The organism is Methylobacterium sp. WL64, from assembly GCF_008039945.1.
Taxonomy (GTDB): Bacteria; Pseudomonadota; Alphaproteobacteria; order Rhizobiales; family Beijerinckiaceae; genus Methylobacterium.
Map to the genome: position 1 here is coordinate 16,497 of NZ_VRVA01000017.1, position 17,657 is coordinate 34,153.

The window sequence follows — 17,657 nt, forward strand, 5'->3', positions numbered from 1 at the left end:
TTTGAAGCAACGGGCACGCGCTCCTCTCAAGCCAGCCGATCTCCAGCTTCGCAGCTCGGATCATCGGGAACGATTCACTGATCTAAAAATGTCCTGGGGGATCGCCGTCGAAATGATGCTGCGGAATTCCCCTGCGCGACGGTTCGCTCTATTGTCGTGCGGCCCAGCGGACCGATCCGAAACACCGCGATCTCAGGAGGGCACCATGCCGTACGGTGCACGAACGAGTCTCGCCGCGCTCGTCCTCGCCCTCGCCCTGGGCGCGACCGGCGCGCGCGCCGAGCCGGCCTCGGGCTGGACCGACCCGCCAGCCCGCAAGGTGGCCCCGGCCGCGAGCCCGGCCGAGGCTCAGAAAGCCGATCCGCCGCCCGCATCGACTCTTGCTGCCGCGGCACCGGCCCGCAAGGCGGTCGCCGCACGGCCCACTCAGAAGCGCGTCGCGACGCGCCGCCCCGCCCCGGAGGCCAAGCGGGTCGCTACGACGCGGGGCGCCACGACGGCGCACCGGTCGCGTGTCGCCGCAGCGGCGGCCCGGCCCATGCGTCCGCACCGGATGGTCGCGGTCGCACCGCCCCCACCGCCGCCGCTGCCGGACGGCTATCCGCGCTATCGGGCCTACAATTACGGCCCCGGCTATGCCGACGAGCGGCTGGAGCGCCTGCGTGCCGCGGAGGCCGCCGGCTACATGGTGGTACGCCGCCGCACGGTGGAGTTCCCGGACGGCCGGTCGCTGCGCGTCTACCGGCCGGACGACGAGGGCGAGCCGTTCTGAGCTGATCCGACCGCGAACACCGACCGCAGGGGCGCCCGCAGGATCTTGCCGGCGGGGTTGCGGGGTAGGAGCCCGTCCCAGACCACCACGCGCACCGGAACCTTGAACGCCGCGAGCCGCTCGGCCGCGAAGGCCCGGATCTCCTCGGGTCCGGTCCGGGCCCCCTCGGCCAGGGCCACGATCGCGCCGGGCTCCTCGCCCAGCGTCGGGTGGGGCACCGCCAGCACCACCGCGTCGATCACGTCCGGATGCGCGTAGAGGACGTTCTCGACCTCGCAGCAATAGATGTTCTCGCCGCCGCGGATCAGCATGTCCTTGATCCGGTCGACGATGGTCAGGAACCCCTCGTCGTCGGCGCGCGCGAGATCGCCGGTGCGCAGCCAGCCGTCGGACAGGATTTCGGCGGTGGCGTCCGGGTCGTCCCAGTAGCCGCGGACCACGTTGGGGCCCTTCACGCACAGCTCCCCGACGCTGCCGGGCGGCAGGTCCTGCCCGAGCGGATCGAGGATCCGCACCTCGCAGACCGGCAGGGGCGGGCCGCAGGATTCGGGATGGGCGAGATAATCCTCGGCCTGGTGGTGGGTGAAGGTCGCCGAGGTCTCGGTCATGCCCCAGCCGGTGGCGGGGGCCGCCTTCGGGAACGCCTCGCCGAGCGCGCGCACCAGGTCGCCGGCCGCGGGCGCGCCGCCATAGGTCACCGATTCGAGGCTCGGCAGCGGCCGGCCCGCCTCCCGGGCGGCTGTCGCGAGCTGCCAAGCGATGGTCGGGACGCCGCCGGCTCCGGTGCAGCCCTCCCGGTCGATGAGGTCGAGGGCCTCATGGGCGTCCCAGCGATGCATCATCACCAGGCGGTGGCCGCCGTAGAGCGCCGCCCCGAGGCTCGCGTGGCAGCCGGTGACGTGGAACAGCGGGATCACCAGCAGCGAGGCCCGCTGCGGTGCGGACGGATCGGGCTTCGGCGGCGTCTCGCCCCGGCGCAGCGCACTGCGCGACGCCGAATAGGGGTAGGCCATCACGGTGGTGGCCGCAGCCCGGTGGGTGCCGACCGCACCCTTGGGCCGGCCGGTGGTGCCCGAGGTGTAGAACAGGGTCGCGTCGTCCTCCGGGTCGAGGGCGATGTCGGGCGGGGCCCGCTCGGGCAGAGCGGCCCAGTCCGCCACCGGGCCGATCACCGCGGAGAGTGGCGTCATTCGGTCGTCGGGCTCCATCCGCGTGACGAAAACCTGCTCCAGGGCCGGGCATTCCGTGCGGTGGGGGGCGATCCGCTCGAACCGGGCGCCGTCGGCGATCAGCACCCGGGCGCCGGAATGCCGGAGCGCGTAGGCGAGTTCCGGCCCGGTCCACCACGCGTTCAGCGGCGTCGCGATCGCCCCGGCCAGCAGGGCACCGTAATAGCAGACCGGCCATTCCGGCAGATTGCGCAGCGCGATGGCGACGCGGTCGCCCTTACCGATCCCGGCGGCCACCAGGGCGTGGGCCAGGGCGGTCGCGGCCCGGGTGAAGCCCGTGAATGTGACGCGCTCGTCCCGGTAGACCACGAAGGTCCGGTCCCCGTGCCCTCGGGCGATGCGGGACAGGTCGCGCAGCGTCGGCGGCGCGCTCGTCCAGATCCGGGTCGGGACGCCCCGGATCGGCAGGGTGGCGATCGCGAACGGCGCCCCTGGTGCGGTGAGGCGCGCTTCCGCCTCGCGGAAGGAGAGGGCCGGCCAGCCGGCGGGAAGGCGGGGATCGGGGCTCGTCATCGCGCGATCGTCACGCCGCCGTCGACGACCAGCGCCTGGCCGGTGACGAACCGGCCAGCCGGCGAGGCCAGGAACACGGCCGCGCCCGCGATCTCGTCAGGCTCGCCGATCCGGCGGAGCGGCGCGGCCTCGGTGGTGGATGCCAGCATCTCGGGATCCTCCCACAGGGCCCGGGCGAAATCGGTGCGGATCAGCCCCGGGCACAGGCAGTTCACCCGCACGTTGGCCGGGCCGTACTCGACCGCGTAGTTGCGGGCGAGCTGAAGGTCGGCGGCCTTGGAGACGTTGTAGGCGCCGATCACCGGCGACCCCTTCAGCGCCCCGATGGACGAGACGATGACGATCGCCCCGTCCCGCCGCGCGACCATCCCGGGGGCGACCATCTGGATCAGCCAGTGGTTCGACAGGACGTTGTTCTCCAGGATCTTGCGGAACTGGGCGTCCGAGATGCCGGCGAGCGGCCCGTAATACGGGTTGCTGGCGGCATTGCAGACCAGCACGTCCACCGGACCCAACCGGGCTTCGGTCCGGGCGACCAGATCCTCCAGCTCCGCCTTTACCGAGATGCTCGCCGGGATCGCCACCGCGCGGCCCGGGCCGTGGGCGGCCTCGATTTCGGCCACCACCGCCTCGCAGGCCTCGCGCTTGCGCGACGAGATCACCACCCGCGCGCCGTGCTCGGCCATCCGCAGGGCGATCGCCCGGCCGATGCCCCGGGACGAGCCGGTGATCAGCGCGACCTTGTCGGTCAGATCGAACAGGGACATGGCGCGTCCTCCCTGGGTCCGTCGGGGGTCATCCGGCGTCCAGCATCGACCGGCGCAGGCGCGCCATGCCGGCGAGCCAGCGCTCGGGGTCGTCCGCCCGGCGGCGTGCGTAGTCCGCGACCTGCGGGTGCGGCAGGATCAGGAACCGGCCGGCGGCCAGCCCGTCGAAGGCCGCCTCGGCCACGGCTTCGGGCGCGAGCACGCCGTCGCGGGCGGCGGCGCTCGCGGCACCGAGCATGGCGGTGTCGACGCCCTGCGGGCACAGGGCGGCGATCCGGATGCCGTCCCCCGCATGCGCGATGGCGAGGTGCTCCAGGAAGGCGAGGGCGGCGTGCTTGGTCGCCGAGTAGGTCGCGCTACCGATCTGGCTCAGCAATCCGGCCGCCGAGACGGTGCCGAGGAACGCCCCCTCGCCCCGGGCGAGCCAGAGCGGGACCAGGACCCGCGCCGCGTGGACGTGGCCCATCACGTTCACCGACCAGGCGCGCTCCCAGCTCGCCGGATCGGCCGAGGTCGCGAGCCCGGGATCCGGGTCGCGCTCCAGGATGCCGGCATTGGAGCAGTACAGCGCGATCGGCCCGGTCTCGGCCTCGATCCGCGCGATGGACTCGGCCACGGCATCGGGATCGGCCACGTCGAGCGCGCAGGCGCGGCCGCCGAGCCGGGCGGCGACGGCCTGGGCCCCGGCGCCGTCCCGGTCCAGGGCGACGACGCAGGCGCCCCGCGCGTGGGCGGCCTCGGCGAGCGCACGGCCGATGCCCCGGGCGGCCCCGGTGACGGCGACGACGCGACCGGCGAGATCCATCTCAGGCCCCCGCGCGCTCGGCGAACGCCCAGGCCGCGGCGGCCAGAGCCGGCACCCGCGCCGCCATGGCGGCGGCGTGCTCGCTCGCGGCGTTGCCGGCCTTGGCGCGCGCGGCCACGCCCTGGAGGATGCCGACCAGCCGGAACAGGTTGTAGGCGAAGTACCAGTCGAGGTCGGGCAGGGCCGCCCGGTCCGCGGCCCGGCAGTAGAGCGCCACCGCCTCCTCCCGGGTCGGGATGCCCAGCGCCGGCAGGTCGAGGCCGCCGAGGCCGCTGCGCCCGTCCGCCGGCAAAGCCCAATGCATCAGCAGGTAGCTGAAATCGGCGAGCGGATCGCCGAGGGTCGACAGCTCCCAGTCGAGCACCGCGCTGACGCCGCCGTCGGGCGAGAAGATCAGGTTGTCGAGGCGGTAATCGCCGTGGACGATGGCCGTGCCCTGCTGCTCGGGCACGGTGCGGGGCAGCCAGGCGATCAGGCGCTCCACATCCGCGAGCCGGCCGTCCTCGGCGGCCCGGTACTGGCGGGTCCAGCGATCGACCTGCCGGGCGAAGTAGTTGCCGGGCTTGCCGTAATCGGCGAGGCCCGCCGCCTCCGGGTCGATCGCGTGGAGGCGCGCGAGCGTCGCGATCATGCCGGCATAGTGCCGGTGCCGGGCATGGGGGTCGAGGCCGGGCAGGGTGCCGTCCCAGTGCACGCTGCCGCCCACCGCCTCCATCACGTAGAAGGCGGCGCCGATGATCGTTTCGTCCTCGCAGAGGGCGAACGGCCTCGGAACCGGAAACCCCTCGCCGTAGAGCGCGCCGATCACCCGGAACTCACGCTCCACCGCGTGCGCGGAGGGGAGGAGCGGCCCGAACGGCTTGCGCCGCAGCACGTAGGCCTGGCCGGGCGTCTCCAGCCGGTAGGTCGGGTTCGACTGGCCGCCGCGGAATTGCTGCACGGTGAGCGGCCCGGCATAGTCGCGGACGTGTTCGGCGAGCCAGGCGGCCAGCCGGGCCTCGTCGATCCGCTGGCGCGGCTCGACCGGCTTCACGCCGGAGAAGGCGTCGGGGCCGCTCATGCACCCTCCCGGGCGTTGGTGTAGCGCCCGAATTCGAGCCGGGCGATGGAGCGGTTGTGCACCTCGTCCGGCCCGTCGGCCAGCCGCAGGGTGCGGATATGGGCGTACATCCTGGCCAGTCCGAAATCCTCGGACACGCCGGCGCCGCCATGGGCCTGGATCGCGTCGTCGATCACCTTGAGGGCGATCCGCGGGGCGGCGACCTTGATCATGGCGATCTCGAGCTTCGCACCCTTGGCACCGACCTTGTCCATCATGTCGGCGGCCTTCAGGCAGAGCAGCCGGGTCATCTCGATGTCGATCCGCGCCTCCGCGACCCGCTGCTCCCAGACCGACTGCTCGCTGATGCGCTTGCCGAAGGCGACCCGCGAGACGAGGCGCCGGGCCATGGCCTCGAGCGCCGCCTCGGCGACCCCGATGGTGCGCATGCAATGGTGGATGCGCCCCGGCCCGAGCCGCCCCTGCGCGATCTCGAAGCCGCGCCCCTCGCCGAGGATCAGGTTCTCGGCCGGGACGCGCACGTTCTCGAGCACCACCTCGCCGTGTCCCTTGGGCGCGTCCTCGTAGCCGAAGACCGGCAGCAGGCGCGCGACCCGCAGGCCGGGCGTGTCCATGGGCACGAGGATCTGGGATTGCTGCCGGTGGCGGGGCGCGTCCGGGTCCGTCTTGCCCATCAGGATCGCGAGGGTGCAGCGCGGGTCGCCGACCCCGGTGGACCACCATTTGCGTCCGTCGATGACGTAGTGGTCGCCGTCGCGGCGGATCGCGGTCTCGATGTTGGTGGCGTCCGAGGAGGCGACGTCGGGCTCGGTCATCAGGAACGCCGACCGGATCTCCCCGGCCATCAGCGGCCGCAGCCACGTCTCCTTCTGGGCCGGGCTGCCGTAGCGGTGCAGCACCTCCATGTTGCCGGTGTCGGGCGCCGCGCAGTTGAAGCATTCCGACGCGATGCCGACCCGGCCCATCGCCTCGGCGCAGAGCGCGTAATCGAGGTTGGTCAGGCCGGCGCCGCGGTAGGCGTCCGTGTCATGCTCGGGGGAGGGCGGCAGGAACAGGTTCCACAGGCCCTCGGCCCGCGCCTGGCCCTTCAGCCGCTCCATGGTGGGCGAGGGCGCGCGGCTTGCCGCCCGCTCGGCCGCCACCGCGGCGGCGGCGGGCTGGATCGCGTCGGCGATGAAGGCGCGGACCCGGGTCAGCCAGTGCGTCTGGGATGGGGAGAGGTCGAAATCCACGGTGTCCGCTCCCGAGTTTCGTTCCGATGGGATCCGCGCCTCTCCCTCCCCCCTTTGCGGGGGAGGGTGGGCCGGCCGTCAGGCCGGGTCGGGAGAGGGGAGCGACGGTGCCGAAGAAGGCTGGCGGCCTTCATCACCGCTCCGCCCCTTTCTGATGCCGGGTTCCCCTCTCCCGACCCCCGCTGACGCGAGGGCCACCCTCCCCCGCAAAGGGGGGAGGGGGAGCAGCGGGTCCGATTCCCCCCTTCACAGATACTTCGATCCCATCTCGCCGGCGAACCGGTCCGGCGGGCCTTCCCAGACGATGCGGGCCTGTTCCAGCACGTAGACCCGGTCGGCATGGGGCAGCGCGAAGGTGACGTTCTGCTCGCCGAGCAGGACGGTGATCGGCGTGGTCTGTCGCAGGCGCTCCAGGGCCTTCGACAGCAGCTCCAGGATCACCGGGGCGAGGCCGAGCGTCGGCTCGTCGAGGATCAGGAGGCGTGGGCGCATCATCAAGGCGCGGGCAATGGTCAGCATCTGCTGCTCGCCGCCCGACAGCGTGCGGGCGGTTTGGCCTTCGCGGGCCTTGAGGATCGGGAACAGCTCGTAGAGCCACTCGCGCCGCTGCACGCTCTCGGCCTTGGTGACGTGCTGGCCGCCGAGATCGAGGTTCTCGCGCACGTTGAGGTCGCCGAACAGCTCGCGGGTCTCGGGCACCTGGACGATCCCGGCCCGGGCGATCGCGGCCGGCTTCATGCGGCCGAGATCCTGGCCGTCGAACCGGATCGTGCCGGAATGCGGGACGAGGCCCGAGATGGCGTTGAACAGCGTGGTCTTGCCGGCGCCGTTGAGGCCCACCACCGAGACGAACTCGCCCTCGTGGACGTGGATCGAGGCGGCGCGCAGGGCCTGCGCCTTGCCGTAGAGCACGTCGACGCCCTCGACGGTGAGCAGTGAATCCGCCTTGAACGCGGCCTCGGGCCTGGCGGCGGTCTCGATGCTGCCGCCGAGATAGACCCGGCGCACCGTCGGGTCGGCCATCACCGCCTCGGCCGAGCCCTCCGCGATGCGTTCGCCGAGATACATGGCGAACACCCGGTCCACGAGGGCCGCGACGCTCTTCACGTTGTGGTCGACGAGGAGCACGGCCTTGCCCTCGTCCCGGAAGCCCCGGATCAGCTCGGAGAAGGCCGCGACCTCGCCCCCGGTCAGGCCCGCGAACGGCTCGTCCACCAGCACCACCCGCGGGTCGCGGGCGATCGCCTTCGCGAGTTCCAGGCGGCGCAGGTCCGCGAAGGGGAGGGTACCGGGCCGCCGGTCGGCCACCGCGCCGAGGCCGACGCGCTCGGCGATGTCCCTTGCGCGGCGCGCGACGTGGGGATCCGCGGCCAGGCGGATCAGGCTGTCGGGCAGCAGCGCGAGGCTGATGTTCTCCAGCACGGTCTGCCGCTGGAGCGGTCGCGCGTGCTGGAACACGAGGCCGATCCCCTGGCGGGCGACCCGGTGGGCCGGCATTCCGCCGATCTCGGCGCCGTCGAGGCGGATCGAGCCGGCGCTCGGCCGCTCCAGCCCCATGATCAGCTTCATCACGGTGGACTTGCCCGAGCCGTTCGGCCCGATCAGTCCCAGGATCTCCCCGGGGCGCAGATCGAGGTCGATGTCCTTGACGGCGACGAGGCCGCCGAACCGCTTGGTCAGGCCCCGCACCGTGAGGCAGGGCTCGGCGAGGGGGGCGGCGTTCAGCGCAGGCCTGACGGCGACGGTCATCGCGCTCTCCGGATGGATGCGAGGCCCAGCAGCCCCGAGGGCACGAACAGGATGACCAGCAGGGCCACGGCCGAGACCACGAAGGTCGAGAGCGGACCGAGCGGGCGCAGCAATTCGCCGGCGGCGATCAGGAACACCGCCCCGAGCGCGGCGCCCACGATGGTCCGCCGCCCGCCGAGCACCGCCGCGATGATCACCTGCACGCCCACCGCGGTGTCGATCAGCGTGCCGACCGAGGCGGTGCCCATGTAGAAGACCACCAGCCCACCCGCGAGGCCCGAGAAGGCGGCGCTGACCGCGAAGGCCGCCAGCTTGTGCTTGGCGACGTTGAAGCCGAGCGCGCCGGTCACGATCGGGTCCTGGCCGGCAGCCTGCAGGATCAGCCCCACCGGGGAGCGGGCGATGGCCGTGAGGACCAGCCCGGCAAAGGCCATGAAGCCGAGCGCGATCCAGTAATTGGTGTCGGCGTCGATGGAGATCACGTCCGGCACCGTGAGCCCGATCTCGCCGCCGGTGATCCCGGAGAACACCACGATCATGTTCTGCAGGAGCAGCACCGCGACTAGGGTGATCAGCCCGAAATACGGACCCCGCACCTTCAGGGCCGGCAGCGCCAGGGCCAGCCCGCCGACCACCGCCAGCACGGTCCCGGCCGCCAGGCAGTAGGGGATCGGCAGCTCGTAGCGGTTGTTGAGGATGCCGGCCCCGTAGGCTCCGAGCCCGATCAGGAAGGTCGGGCCGAAATTCACCTCGCCGGCGAAGCCGAAGAGCAGGTCCCAGGCCATGGCGAAGACGCCGAAATAATACGCGATGGTGAGGAGCCCGAGGATGTAGCCCGAGACCCACCAGGGCAGGAACGCGGCCAGGGCGAGCGCCAGCAGCGCGACCCAGAAGCCCGGGGTGGTGAGGAGCTTCATGAGCGGTTCCATCCTCCGCGCGTTGCCATCCGCCCTCTGCGGAGGAGGGTAGGCCGGCCGTCAGGCCGGGTCGGGAGAGGGGAGAGCGTTCCGCGGAGGTCGCGCATGTGGCATTCGGGCCGGCGGGAGAGTCCCGAAAGAACCATCACCGCCGCCCCAGCAGGCCCTGCGGGCGCAGGTACATGACGGCCACGAGCAGCAGCAGGGCCGGGATCACCCGGTAGGCCGGGGAGATCAGGTAGGCGGTGGCCGTCTCGAGATAGCCGACCACGTAGGCGGCGATCAGCGAGCCGGTGACGCTGCCGAGCCCGCCCAGCACCACGATCGAGAAGGCGCTCGCGGTGAGCGGCCCCACCGAGTAGGACGACACCCCCAGGAACATCCCGAGCAGCACCCCGGCGATCCCCGCTAGCAGCCCGTAGATCGCCCAGACCGCGACGTAGATCCGGCCCATGTCGTGGCCGAGCAGCGTGACCCCGCGGGGGTTCATGGAGGCGGCGAGCAGGACCTTGCCGGCCCGCGCCTTGTTCACGAACAGCCAGAGCAGGCCGATCACGATCCAGCAGATCACCGCGGTGAAGATCTCGTTGCGGGGCGTGCGCACCCCGGCGATCTCGATCACGCCCTCGACGATCGGCAGGACCGTCTTCGGGTTGTCGGTGAAGAAGTAGGCGACCAGCTCCTGGATCATGATGCCCCAGAGCAGGGTGCCGGTGAGGACGAAGATCTCCTTCTCCTCCCGGGGGATCGCCCTGCTGCGCTCGATCGGCGCGACGATGGCGAAGTAGGTCACCAGGGAAGCGGCCAGCCCGCACAGGATGCCGATCCCGGCGCCCGCGTAGGAGCCGAGGCCGAACTGGGCGGAGGCCGCCCAGGCGGCGACCGCAGCCATCACCATCAGCGCGCCGTGCGAGAGGTTGAGCACGCCGGAGACGCCGAAGATCAGGGTGAAGCCCATCGCGCCGAGCGCGTAGAGCGCCGAGATCGCGAAGCCGTCGACGAGGATCTGGAGGCCGATCATCGCGCTCTCCCCGCCCGCTTCACTGCACCGCCGGCTTGACCGCGGGCGGCAGGACCAGCTTGCCGTTGGCCACCTCCGTCGGCCAGATCGCGACCTGCTTGCCGCTCTGCCACTGGGCCAGCAGCCCGGTGACGAAGCCCCGCCCGTACTTGATCGAGTGGGTGAAGGTCTCGTCCTTGCCGTAGAACTGGATGCGCCCGACCGTGCCGAGCCAGTCGGTCTTCTCCAGGGCCTCGACCAGCTTGTCGGCCTCGGTGGAGCCGGCGCGCTTCACCGCGTCCGCCGCGTAGTGCATCGCGTCGTAGGCCATGTAGCCCGCGTAGGACGGGGCGCCGCCGAAGCGCTTGACGTAGGCGTCCGTGAAGGCGTTCGTCTTCTCGGTCATCGCCACGCCGGGGACGGCGATCGCGTCGAACAGCACGCCCTGCGTGCCGCCGTTGGTGTTGGCCCAGAAGGTGGACGAAGTCGCCTGGCCGCTGATGCCGGTCATGGCGATCGGCACCTGCTGGTTCTGCCACTGCACGGTGGGCTGCACGCCGACATGGGCGATGCCGGTGACGATCAGGTCGGGCTTGGCCGCCTCGATCTTGTTGTAGATCGGGGTGAAGTCGCCCGTATCCGGCGAGAACCGGACATGCTCCACCACCTTGAGCCCGGCCTTGGGTAGGCACTCCTCGTAGGCCGCATCCAGCGGACGGGTCCAGGCCGCGTCCTCGCTCATGATCGCGGCGGATTTCGCCTTGAGCAGCCCGACCAGCGCCTCCTTGGCCGAGTCGCAGACCGACTGCGCCAGGGCGTGCGAGGTCAGGTAGCCGTGGAAGGTGTAGCGGTTGCGCGCGTAGTCCTTGTGGACGGCGACGCTGATCTCGTTGGAGGCGGCCCCCGGGGTAATCATCGGGGTCTTGAGCCGCGCCGACCAAGGCATCAGCGCCAGCACGACCTCGGAGATGTAGCTGGCGATGACGAGGTTGACCTTGTCCTCGCTGACCGCCCGCTGGAACGCCCGGACCGCGTCGGAGGCGGAACTCTTGTCGTCGTAGGTCACGACCTGGATCTGCCGCCCGTCGACCCCGCCCTGGGCGTTGATCTCGTCGGCGGCGAGCTGGACCGCCTTCGGGATCGCGGCGCCGGCCACCGACTGCGCCTCGGCGATCACGCCGACCTTGATCGGGTCGGCCGCGTGGGCCTGTCCCGACACGATCAGCCCCGCAGCGAGCAGCGTGGGCAGCGCGCGCCGAATCGGGGCACGCCGAGCGACGACGCGCACGGTCTCGGACATCGGCGATTCCTCATCCCAAGTGCCCGAATTTTTTATTCGCGGGCTTGGGATGAACTGTATCCGCGCAAAACCAGAGCACAAGGCCCGCACCGGGACCGGCCGGTGACGTTTCGGCCCAGTCGTTTTCCGACCGGGGTATCGACTCGCGCCGCGCCAGCCTAGGCTCGCACCGGCTCCGCGAAAAGCGGGCTCGACGGCCTCGAAGAAGGGCGACGGACAGGTGAGGAACGCACGCTCGGCCGCGGCCGGGGTTCGCCCCGGACCGCGGCCCCGAATTCCTGCGAGGCGACGCGTCCTGCGGCCTCGGGCGACGGGGCGGCGCTCATGAGCCTGCGCTGGACCCGGCGCCCGGAGGGCTCGACCTGGGGGGATTTCGGCCCCGACGACGAACTCGGGCGCCTGAACCTGCTGACCCCCGAGAAGGTCCGCCAGGGCGTCGCCGAGGTCCGCGAGGGCCTGACCTTCTGCCTCAGCCTGCCGCTGGACCTGCCAGGCGGCACCGTCCTCAATCCGCGCCGCCACCCGCCGCAGATCACCCCGACCCGGCGGGCCGACGGCCGGCCGAACATGAACTTCCCGGTCTGCGAGGAGGTCGCGGGCGCCACCGACGTGATCTGCGACGACCGCGCGCTGATCCACCTGCAATACTCGACGCAGTGGGATTCGCTCGCCCATGTCGGCTCGCTGTTCAATGCGGACGGCACCGGCGCCGGCCCGACCTTCTACAACGGCTTCCGCGGCGGCCGGGACATCGTCGGCCCGAGCACGAACGAGGCGGCCGACCAGCCGTCCCGGGCGAACAGACTCGGGATCGAGCGCCTGGCCGAAGTCGGCATGCAGGGTCGGGCCGTGATGATCGACCTGCGCGCGCATCTCGGCGACGCCAAGGTCAAGGTCGGCTACGACCAGCTCGCCCGGATCCTCGAGGCCGACGGCGTCGTGATCGAGCCCGGCGACATGGTCTGCCTGCACACCGGCTTCGCCGAGCGGCTGATCGCCATGGGCGGCACGCCCGATCCGAAGCAGGTCCACAACCTCTGCGCCGGCCTCGACGGCCGGGACCCGCGGCTCCTCGACTGGATCACCCGCTCGGGGCTGTGCGCGCTGATCGCCGACAACTACGCCGTGGAGGCCTATCCGGCCGGGGTGGGACCGGCCTGCTGCGCGACGCTGCCGCTCCACGAGCACTGCCTGTTCAAGCTCGGAATCAACCTCGGCGAGCTGTGGCACCTGACGCCGCTCGCGGAGTGGCTGCGCGCCCATGGCCGCAGCCGCTTCCTGCTGACGGCGCCGCCGCTGCGCCTGCCAGGGGCGGTCGGCTCGCCGACGACGCCGATCGCGACGGTTTGAGGGAGGGCACGATGGAGATCGCGATCGTCGGCGGCGGCCTGATGGGCCACGGCATCGCCCTGGTGCTGGCGCTCCGGGGGCACGGCGTCCGGATCACCGACACGGATGCGCAGACCCGTGCCCGGGTGCCGGCGCTCATGGAATCCGCGCTGGCGACCCTGCAGGAGGGCGGCGCTGCGCCGGACGGGTGGGACGCCGCGCGGCTCGCCCGGTCCGTCCGGGTCGAGGCGGAGCTCGAACCGGCGGTCGCGGGCGCCGGCCTGGTCATCGAGGCGATCACCGAGAACCCGGAATCCAAGCGGGCGCTGTTCGGGGCGCTCGACCGGCTCTGCCCGGCCGACGCGATCCTGGCGAGCAACACCAGCTACCTCGACGTCTTCCCGCTGATCCCGCAGGCCCGGCAGGCGCGGGCGCTCGTGATGCACTGGTACACGCCGCCCTACATCGTCGACCTCGTCGACGTGGTCCCGGGGCCCGGCACGGATCCGGCCGTGATCGCGGCGATGCACGACCTCGTGCTCGGCCTCGGTCAGGTGCCCATCGTGCTCAAGCGCTTCATCCCCGGCTACGTCGCCAACCGCATCCAGTCGGCGATCAGCGCCGAGGTGTTCCGGCTGCTGGACGAAGGCATCGCCGAGCCGCGCGAGATCGACGACGCGATCATCCACGGGCTCAGCTTACGCATCCCGATCCTCGGCCACCTCGCCAAGGCCGATTTCACCGGGCTGGACCTGACCCGGCGCGCCCTGGCGAACGGCAGCTACGCGCCGCCCCCGGCCCGGACCCGGTCGGAGACCCTGGACGCACTCTGCGCCGGGGGCCGGACCGGAGTGATGGCGGGGCGCGGCTATTTCGACTGGGGCGGGCGCGAGCCTGCGGACCTGTTCCGCGAGCGCGACCGCAAGCTGCTGGCCTTGAAGAAGGCGATGGCCGGGATCGGCCGGATGGAGGGCCCATGATCGGCGCGGACCTGTCCGGACGGCGCATCCTCGTCACCGGCGCCTCCTCGGGCATCGGGCTGGCCACGGTGACGCTGTTCGCCCGCAACGGCGCCAGCGTGGCGCTGAACCACCTCCCCGACGATCCCCGCGGCCCCGCGGAGGCCGAGCGTCTCGCCGCCGAGGGCCTGGCCGTGATGGCGCTGCCCGGGGACGTGTCGCAGCCCGGCGAGGCCGAGGCGATGGTGGCGGCCGGGATCGCGGCGCTCGGCGGCCTCGACGTACTGGTCAACAATGCCGGGACCTCCGGCACCACTGCGCCGATCGCCTTCGAGGACCTCGACGCGATGACGGAAGAGTTTTGGGCCACGATCCTGGCCACGAACCTCCTCGGCCCGTACCGCTGTTCGCGGGCCGCGGCGGCGAGTCTGAAAGACAACCGCGGGGCGATCGTCAACACGGCCTCCGTGGCCGGGCTCGGGCGGCGGGGCTCCTCGATCGCCTATTCGGCCAGCAAGGCCGGGCTGATCAACCTCACCCGCAGCCTGGCCAGGGCCCTCGCCCCGGACGTGCGCGTCAACGCGGTCGCCCCCGGCCTCGTCGCCACCCCGTGGACCGAGCCGTGGCCGGAGGCGCGCAAGGCCGCGACGGTGCAGCACACGATGCTGCGCCGCATGGCCCGGCCCGAGGACATCGCCGAGACGATCTTCTTCCTGGCCGCGGGCGCCGCCTACATCACCGGCGAGACGATCACGGTGGATGGCGGGGCGCTATAGCGGCCCTCGTCCACACGCGGGACGGCACCGTCAGGATCAGGCCAGGGAGGAAAGTATGTCCCGGACGACCGTCATCACCTGCGCCCTCACGGGCTCGTTCGACACGCCGAAGAAGAACCCGGCGGTGCCGGTGAGCCCGAAGGCCATCGCCCAATCCGCCCTGGAGGCCGCCTCCGCCGGGGCCGCGGTGGTCCACATCCATGTCCGCGATCCCGAGACCGCCGCGCCCAGCATGGAACTCGCCCATTACCGCGAGGTGGTCGAGCGGGTGCGCGAGAAGAACGAGGCCGTGATCCTCAACCTCACCACCGGGGCCGGCGGCCGGTTCGTGCCCGGCGATCCCGACCCGTCGGCGGCCGGCCCCGGCACCACCTTCGCGTCACCCGAGACCCGGACCCGGCACGTCGCGGCGCTACGCCCCGAGATCTGCACCCTCGACGTCGCCACGATGAACTTCGGCGAGCACCTGTTCCTCAATACCCCCGCGCATCTGCGGGCCATGGCGGCGCAGATCCGCGAGGCCGGGGTGAGGCCCGAGATCGAGGTGTTCGATCTCGGCCAGATCGAGCTGGCCCGGCACCTGATCGCCGAGGGGCACCTGGCGCGGCCGCCCCTGTTCCAGATCTGTCTCGGCATCCCCTGGGGGGCGCCCGCGACCGCCGAGGCGCTGGTGGCGATGCGAGCGCGGCTGCCCGAGGACGCGGTCTGGTCGGCCTTCGGCATCGGCCGGGAGGAGTTTCCGATCCTGGCGGTGGCCGCCGGGATGGGCGGCAACGTCCGGGTCGGGCTGGAGGACAACCTCTATCTGTCCCGGGGCGTGCTCGCCCCCAGCAACGCCGCCCTGGTGGAGAAGGCCGTCAGCCTGCTGGCCCATCTCGACCGTGAACCGGCCACGCCCGACGAGGCGCGGGCGATCTTCGGGCTGGCGCCGCGCGGGTGAGGGGAGGCCCTGACGGATCGCCCGCATCCTCTCACCGGCCGGTATCGGCTCTGATCCGGTCCGCCTAGACTGCATTCGGACGACATCCGAGCGGCGAACAACGCCGCCGCGATCAAAGAAACAGGGAGTGAGACATGACGGTCCGCCACCGCGTCGCGGCACTGACGGGGCTTCTGTGCGCGCTCGGAGCCGGGGCGGCGCTCGCGGCCGACCTCGTGCCGGTGAAGATCGGCGTGCTGAACGACCGCTCGGGCGTCTACTTCGATTCCACCGGCGAGGGCGCCGTGGTGGCGGCCCGCATGGCGGTGGAGGATTTCAAGCCGGAGACCCAGGGGCTGAAGGTCGAGGTCGTGGCCGCCGACCACCAGAACAAGCCCGATGTCGGCGCCTCGATCACCCGGCAATGGTACGACCGCGACGGGGTCGACGCGGTGTTCGACGTGCCGACCTCCTCGGTGGCGCTCGCGGTGGCGCAGATCACCAAGGAGAAGAACAAGGCCTTCATCAACTCGGGCGGCGGCACCGCCGACCTGACCGGCCCGGCCTGCACCCCCAACACCGTCCACTGGACCTACGACACCGCCGCGCTCGCCAACGGCACCGGCAAGGCGATGCTCAAGCGCGGCGGCAAGTCCTGGTACTTCATCACCGCCGACTACGCCTTCGGCCTCGCCCTGGAACGCGACACCAAGGCGGTGGTGGAGAAGAGCGGCGGCACGGTCGTGGGCGGCGTGCGCACGCCCTTCCCGAACCCCGATTTCTCCTCGTTCCTCCTGCAGGCGCAGGCCTCCGGCGCGCAGGTGATCGGCCTGGCCGATGCCGGCCTCGACGCGGCCAACGCGATCAAGCAGGCGCATGAATTCGGCATCCGCCAGGGCGGCCAGACGCTCGCCGCCCTGCTGATCGCCATCACCGACATCCATTCCCTGGGGCTCGAAGTCGCCCAGGGCCTGGCGTTCACCGCCTCGTTCTACTGGGACCTCAACGACGGCACCCGGGCCTTCGCGGACAGGTTCGGCGCGCGCATGTCCGGCCGGAAGCCGACCTCGTACCAGGCCGGCGTCTACGCCAGCACGCTGCACTACCTGAAGGCCGTGGCGGCCCTGCACTCGGCCAAGGACGGCGCCGCCGTGGTGGCCAAGATGAAGGAGCTGCCCACCGACGATCCCCTGTTCGGCAAGGGCACGATCCGGCCGGACGGGCGCAAGATCCACCCGATGTACCTGTTCGAGGCCAAAACGCCCGCCGAGTCGAAGGGCGAGTGGGATCTCTACAAGGTGCTGGAGACGATCCCGGCCGAGCAGGCGTTCCGGCCGATGAGCGAGGGCGGCTGCCCGATGGTGGCCGGCCTGCGGGCCAAGTAGGGGCCAAGTAGGCAGCCGCCTCGCCGGTCACGCGGCCCCGATCGCGCCCAGCGTGGCCATCGCGTCGTCAGGCAGGCTCAGCGCGGCCGCCGCGAGATTCTCGCGCAGGTGGCCGAGCGAGCCGGTGCCCGGGATCAGAAGGATGTTGGGCGCCCGGCGCAGCAGCCAAGCCAGCGCCACCTGCATGGGCGTCGCCCCGAGCTGGGCGGCGACCTCCGACAGGGCGGTGGATTGCAGCGGGCTGAAGCCGCCGAGCGGGAAGAACGGCACGTAGGCGGTGCCGGCCTCGGCCAGCGCGTCGATCAGGGCGTCGTCGGCCCGATGCGCGAGATTGTACTGGTTCTGCACGCAGACGATCTCGGTGATCCGCCGGCCCTCGGCGACCTGCGCCTGCGTCGCGTTGCTCAGCCCGATCCGCCGGATCAGCCCCTGGCGCTGCAGCTCCGCCAGCACGGTGAGCGGCGCCTCGATCGGGCCCTCCGCGGGACCGTGGGCGTCGAACATCAGGCGCAGGTTGACCACGTCGAGGGCGTCAACGCCCAGATTGCGCAGGTTGTCGTGGACGGCCCGCGTGAGTTCCTCCGGGGAGAAGGCCGGGTTCCACGAGGCGTCCGGCCCGCGCTTGGCGCCGACTTTGGTCACGATCACCAGATCGTCGGGATAGGGGTGGAGCGCCTCGCGGATGATCTGGTTGGTGACGTGCGGCCCGTAGAAGTCGCTGGTGTCGATGTGGTCGACCCCCTCGGCCACCGCCGCGCGCAGCACCGCGACGGCCGTCCCGCGGTCTTTCGGCGGTCCGAACACGCCCGGCCCGGCGAGTTGCATGGCCCCGTAGCCGAGGCGTTTCACGGTGCGGTCGCCGAGCGCGAACGTGCCGGCCTGCGCGATGTCGGTCATGGCGAATCTCCTGTGTGCGCCCCGGATGTAGAAGGCGCGGCCTGATCG

At 71.8% G+C, this 17,657-nt stretch carries 16 protein-coding genes; 6 read left to right on the forward strand and 10 right to left on the reverse strand.

The genetic code is table 11. The features are described from left to right. The first annotated feature begins 205 nt into the window (after positions 1-205). The gene (locus FV242_RS11015; protein WP_147938945.1) at positions 206-772 is read left to right on the forward strand and encodes a hypothetical protein; all 567 of its coding nucleotides are present in this window, start codon (positions 206-208) and stop codon (positions 770-772) included. On the opposite strand, the gene FV242_RS11020 is transcribed toward FV242_RS11015, so the two are convergent. The 9 genes from FV242_RS11020 to FV242_RS11060 form a co-directional block, all read right to left on the reverse strand. Continuing rightward, positions 739-2,514: a class I adenylate-forming enzyme family protein gene (locus tag FV242_RS11020; protein ID WP_147938946.1), complete on the reverse strand. Its 1,776-nt coding sequence runs from the start codon at positions 2,512-2,514 to the stop codon at positions 739-741. The two genes, FV242_RS11015 and FV242_RS11020, sit on opposite strands and share 34 nt — an antisense overlap. Continuing rightward, positions 2,511-3,281: an SDR family NAD(P)-dependent oxidoreductase gene (locus FV242_RS11025; RefSeq protein ID WP_147938947.1), complete on the reverse strand. Its 771-nt coding sequence runs from the start codon at positions 3,279-3,281 to the stop codon at positions 2,511-2,513. Before FV242_RS11025 ends, FV242_RS11020 begins: the two co-directional genes overlap by 4 nt. Positions 3,282-3,309: 28 nt before the next feature. Next, entirely contained in the window at positions 3,310-4,086 is a 777-nt protein-coding gene (locus tag FV242_RS11030; protein ID WP_147938948.1) for an SDR family oxidoreductase, read from the reverse strand. Between the two features lies 1 nt (position 4,087). Further along, a complete protein-coding gene (locus FV242_RS11035) occupies positions 4,088-5,146 on the reverse strand; it encodes a phosphotransferase family protein (protein WP_147938949.1) in 1,059 nt (352 codons plus the stop codon). Continuing rightward, complete coding sequence (locus FV242_RS11040) at positions 5,143-6,378, reverse strand: acyl-CoA dehydrogenase family protein (RefSeq protein WP_147938950.1); 1,236 nt, start codon at positions 6,376-6,378, stop codon at positions 5,143-5,145. The genes FV242_RS11035 and FV242_RS11040 overlap by 4 nt, the downstream gene beginning before the upstream one ends. Positions 6,379-6,624: 246 nt before the next feature. Further along, the gene (locus tag FV242_RS11045) at positions 6,625-8,127 is read right to left on the reverse strand and encodes an ATP-binding cassette domain-containing protein (RefSeq protein ID WP_147908348.1); all 1,503 of its coding nucleotides are present in this window, start codon (positions 8,125-8,127) and stop codon (positions 6,625-6,627) included. Next, the gene (locus tag FV242_RS11050) at positions 8,124-9,044 is read right to left on the reverse strand and encodes a branched-chain amino acid ABC transporter permease (protein ID WP_147908347.1); all 921 of its coding nucleotides are present in this window, start codon (positions 9,042-9,044) and stop codon (positions 8,124-8,126) included. Before FV242_RS11050 ends, FV242_RS11045 begins: the two co-directional genes overlap by 4 nt. 145 nt (positions 9,045-9,189) lie before the next feature. Then, positions 9,190-10,065 carry a branched-chain amino acid ABC transporter permease gene (locus FV242_RS11055; RefSeq protein ID WP_147908346.1) on the reverse strand — a complete coding sequence of 292 codons (876 nt, stop codon included), beginning with the start codon at positions 10,063-10,065 and terminating at the stop codon, positions 9,190-9,192. Between the two features lie 19 nt (positions 10,066-10,084). Further along, positions 10,085-11,344, reverse strand: coding sequence for an ABC transporter substrate-binding protein (locus tag FV242_RS11060; protein WP_147938951.1), 1,260 nt, complete (start codon positions 11,342-11,344; stop codon positions 10,085-10,087). A gap of 324 nt (positions 11,345-11,668) precedes the next feature. On the opposite strand from FV242_RS11060, the gene FV242_RS11065 reads away from it, so the two are divergent. The 5 genes from FV242_RS11065 to FV242_RS11085 all read left to right on the forward strand — a co-directional run bounded on the left by FV242_RS11065 (position 11,669) and on the right by FV242_RS11085 (position 16,712). Further along, positions 11,669-12,694 carry a cyclase family protein gene (locus tag FV242_RS11065; RefSeq protein ID WP_147938952.1) on the forward strand — a complete coding sequence of 342 codons (1,026 nt, stop codon included), beginning with the start codon at positions 11,669-11,671 and terminating at the stop codon, positions 12,692-12,694. Positions 12,695-12,705: 11 nt separating this feature from the next. Next, positions 12,706-13,653, forward strand: a complete 948-nt coding sequence (locus FV242_RS11070; RefSeq protein ID WP_147938953.1) for a 3-hydroxyacyl-CoA dehydrogenase family protein — start codon at positions 12,706-12,708, stop codon at positions 13,651-13,653. Continuing rightward, positions 13,650-14,408, forward strand: coding sequence for an SDR family NAD(P)-dependent oxidoreductase (locus FV242_RS11075; RefSeq protein WP_147938954.1), 759 nt, complete (start codon positions 13,650-13,652; stop codon positions 14,406-14,408). Before FV242_RS11070 ends, FV242_RS11075 begins: the two co-directional genes overlap by 4 nt. A 55-nt stretch (positions 14,409-14,463) precedes the next feature. Next, entirely contained in the window at positions 14,464-15,348 is an 885-nt protein-coding gene (locus tag FV242_RS11080) for a 3-keto-5-aminohexanoate cleavage protein (RefSeq protein WP_147938955.1), read from the forward strand. Positions 15,349-15,482: 134 nt separating this feature from the next. Further along, the gene (locus FV242_RS11085) at positions 15,483-16,712 is read left to right on the forward strand and encodes an ABC transporter substrate-binding protein (RefSeq protein ID WP_147938956.1); all 1,230 of its coding nucleotides are present in this window, start codon (positions 15,483-15,485) and stop codon (positions 16,710-16,712) included. Positions 16,713-16,739: 27 nt separating this feature from the next. On the opposite strand, the gene FV242_RS11090 is transcribed toward FV242_RS11085, so the two are convergent. Further along, positions 16,740-17,609: an aldo/keto reductase family oxidoreductase gene (locus FV242_RS11090; protein ID WP_147938957.1), complete on the reverse strand. Its 870-nt coding sequence runs from the start codon at positions 17,607-17,609 to the stop codon at positions 16,740-16,742. Positions 17,610-17,657 lie beyond the last annotated feature (48 nt).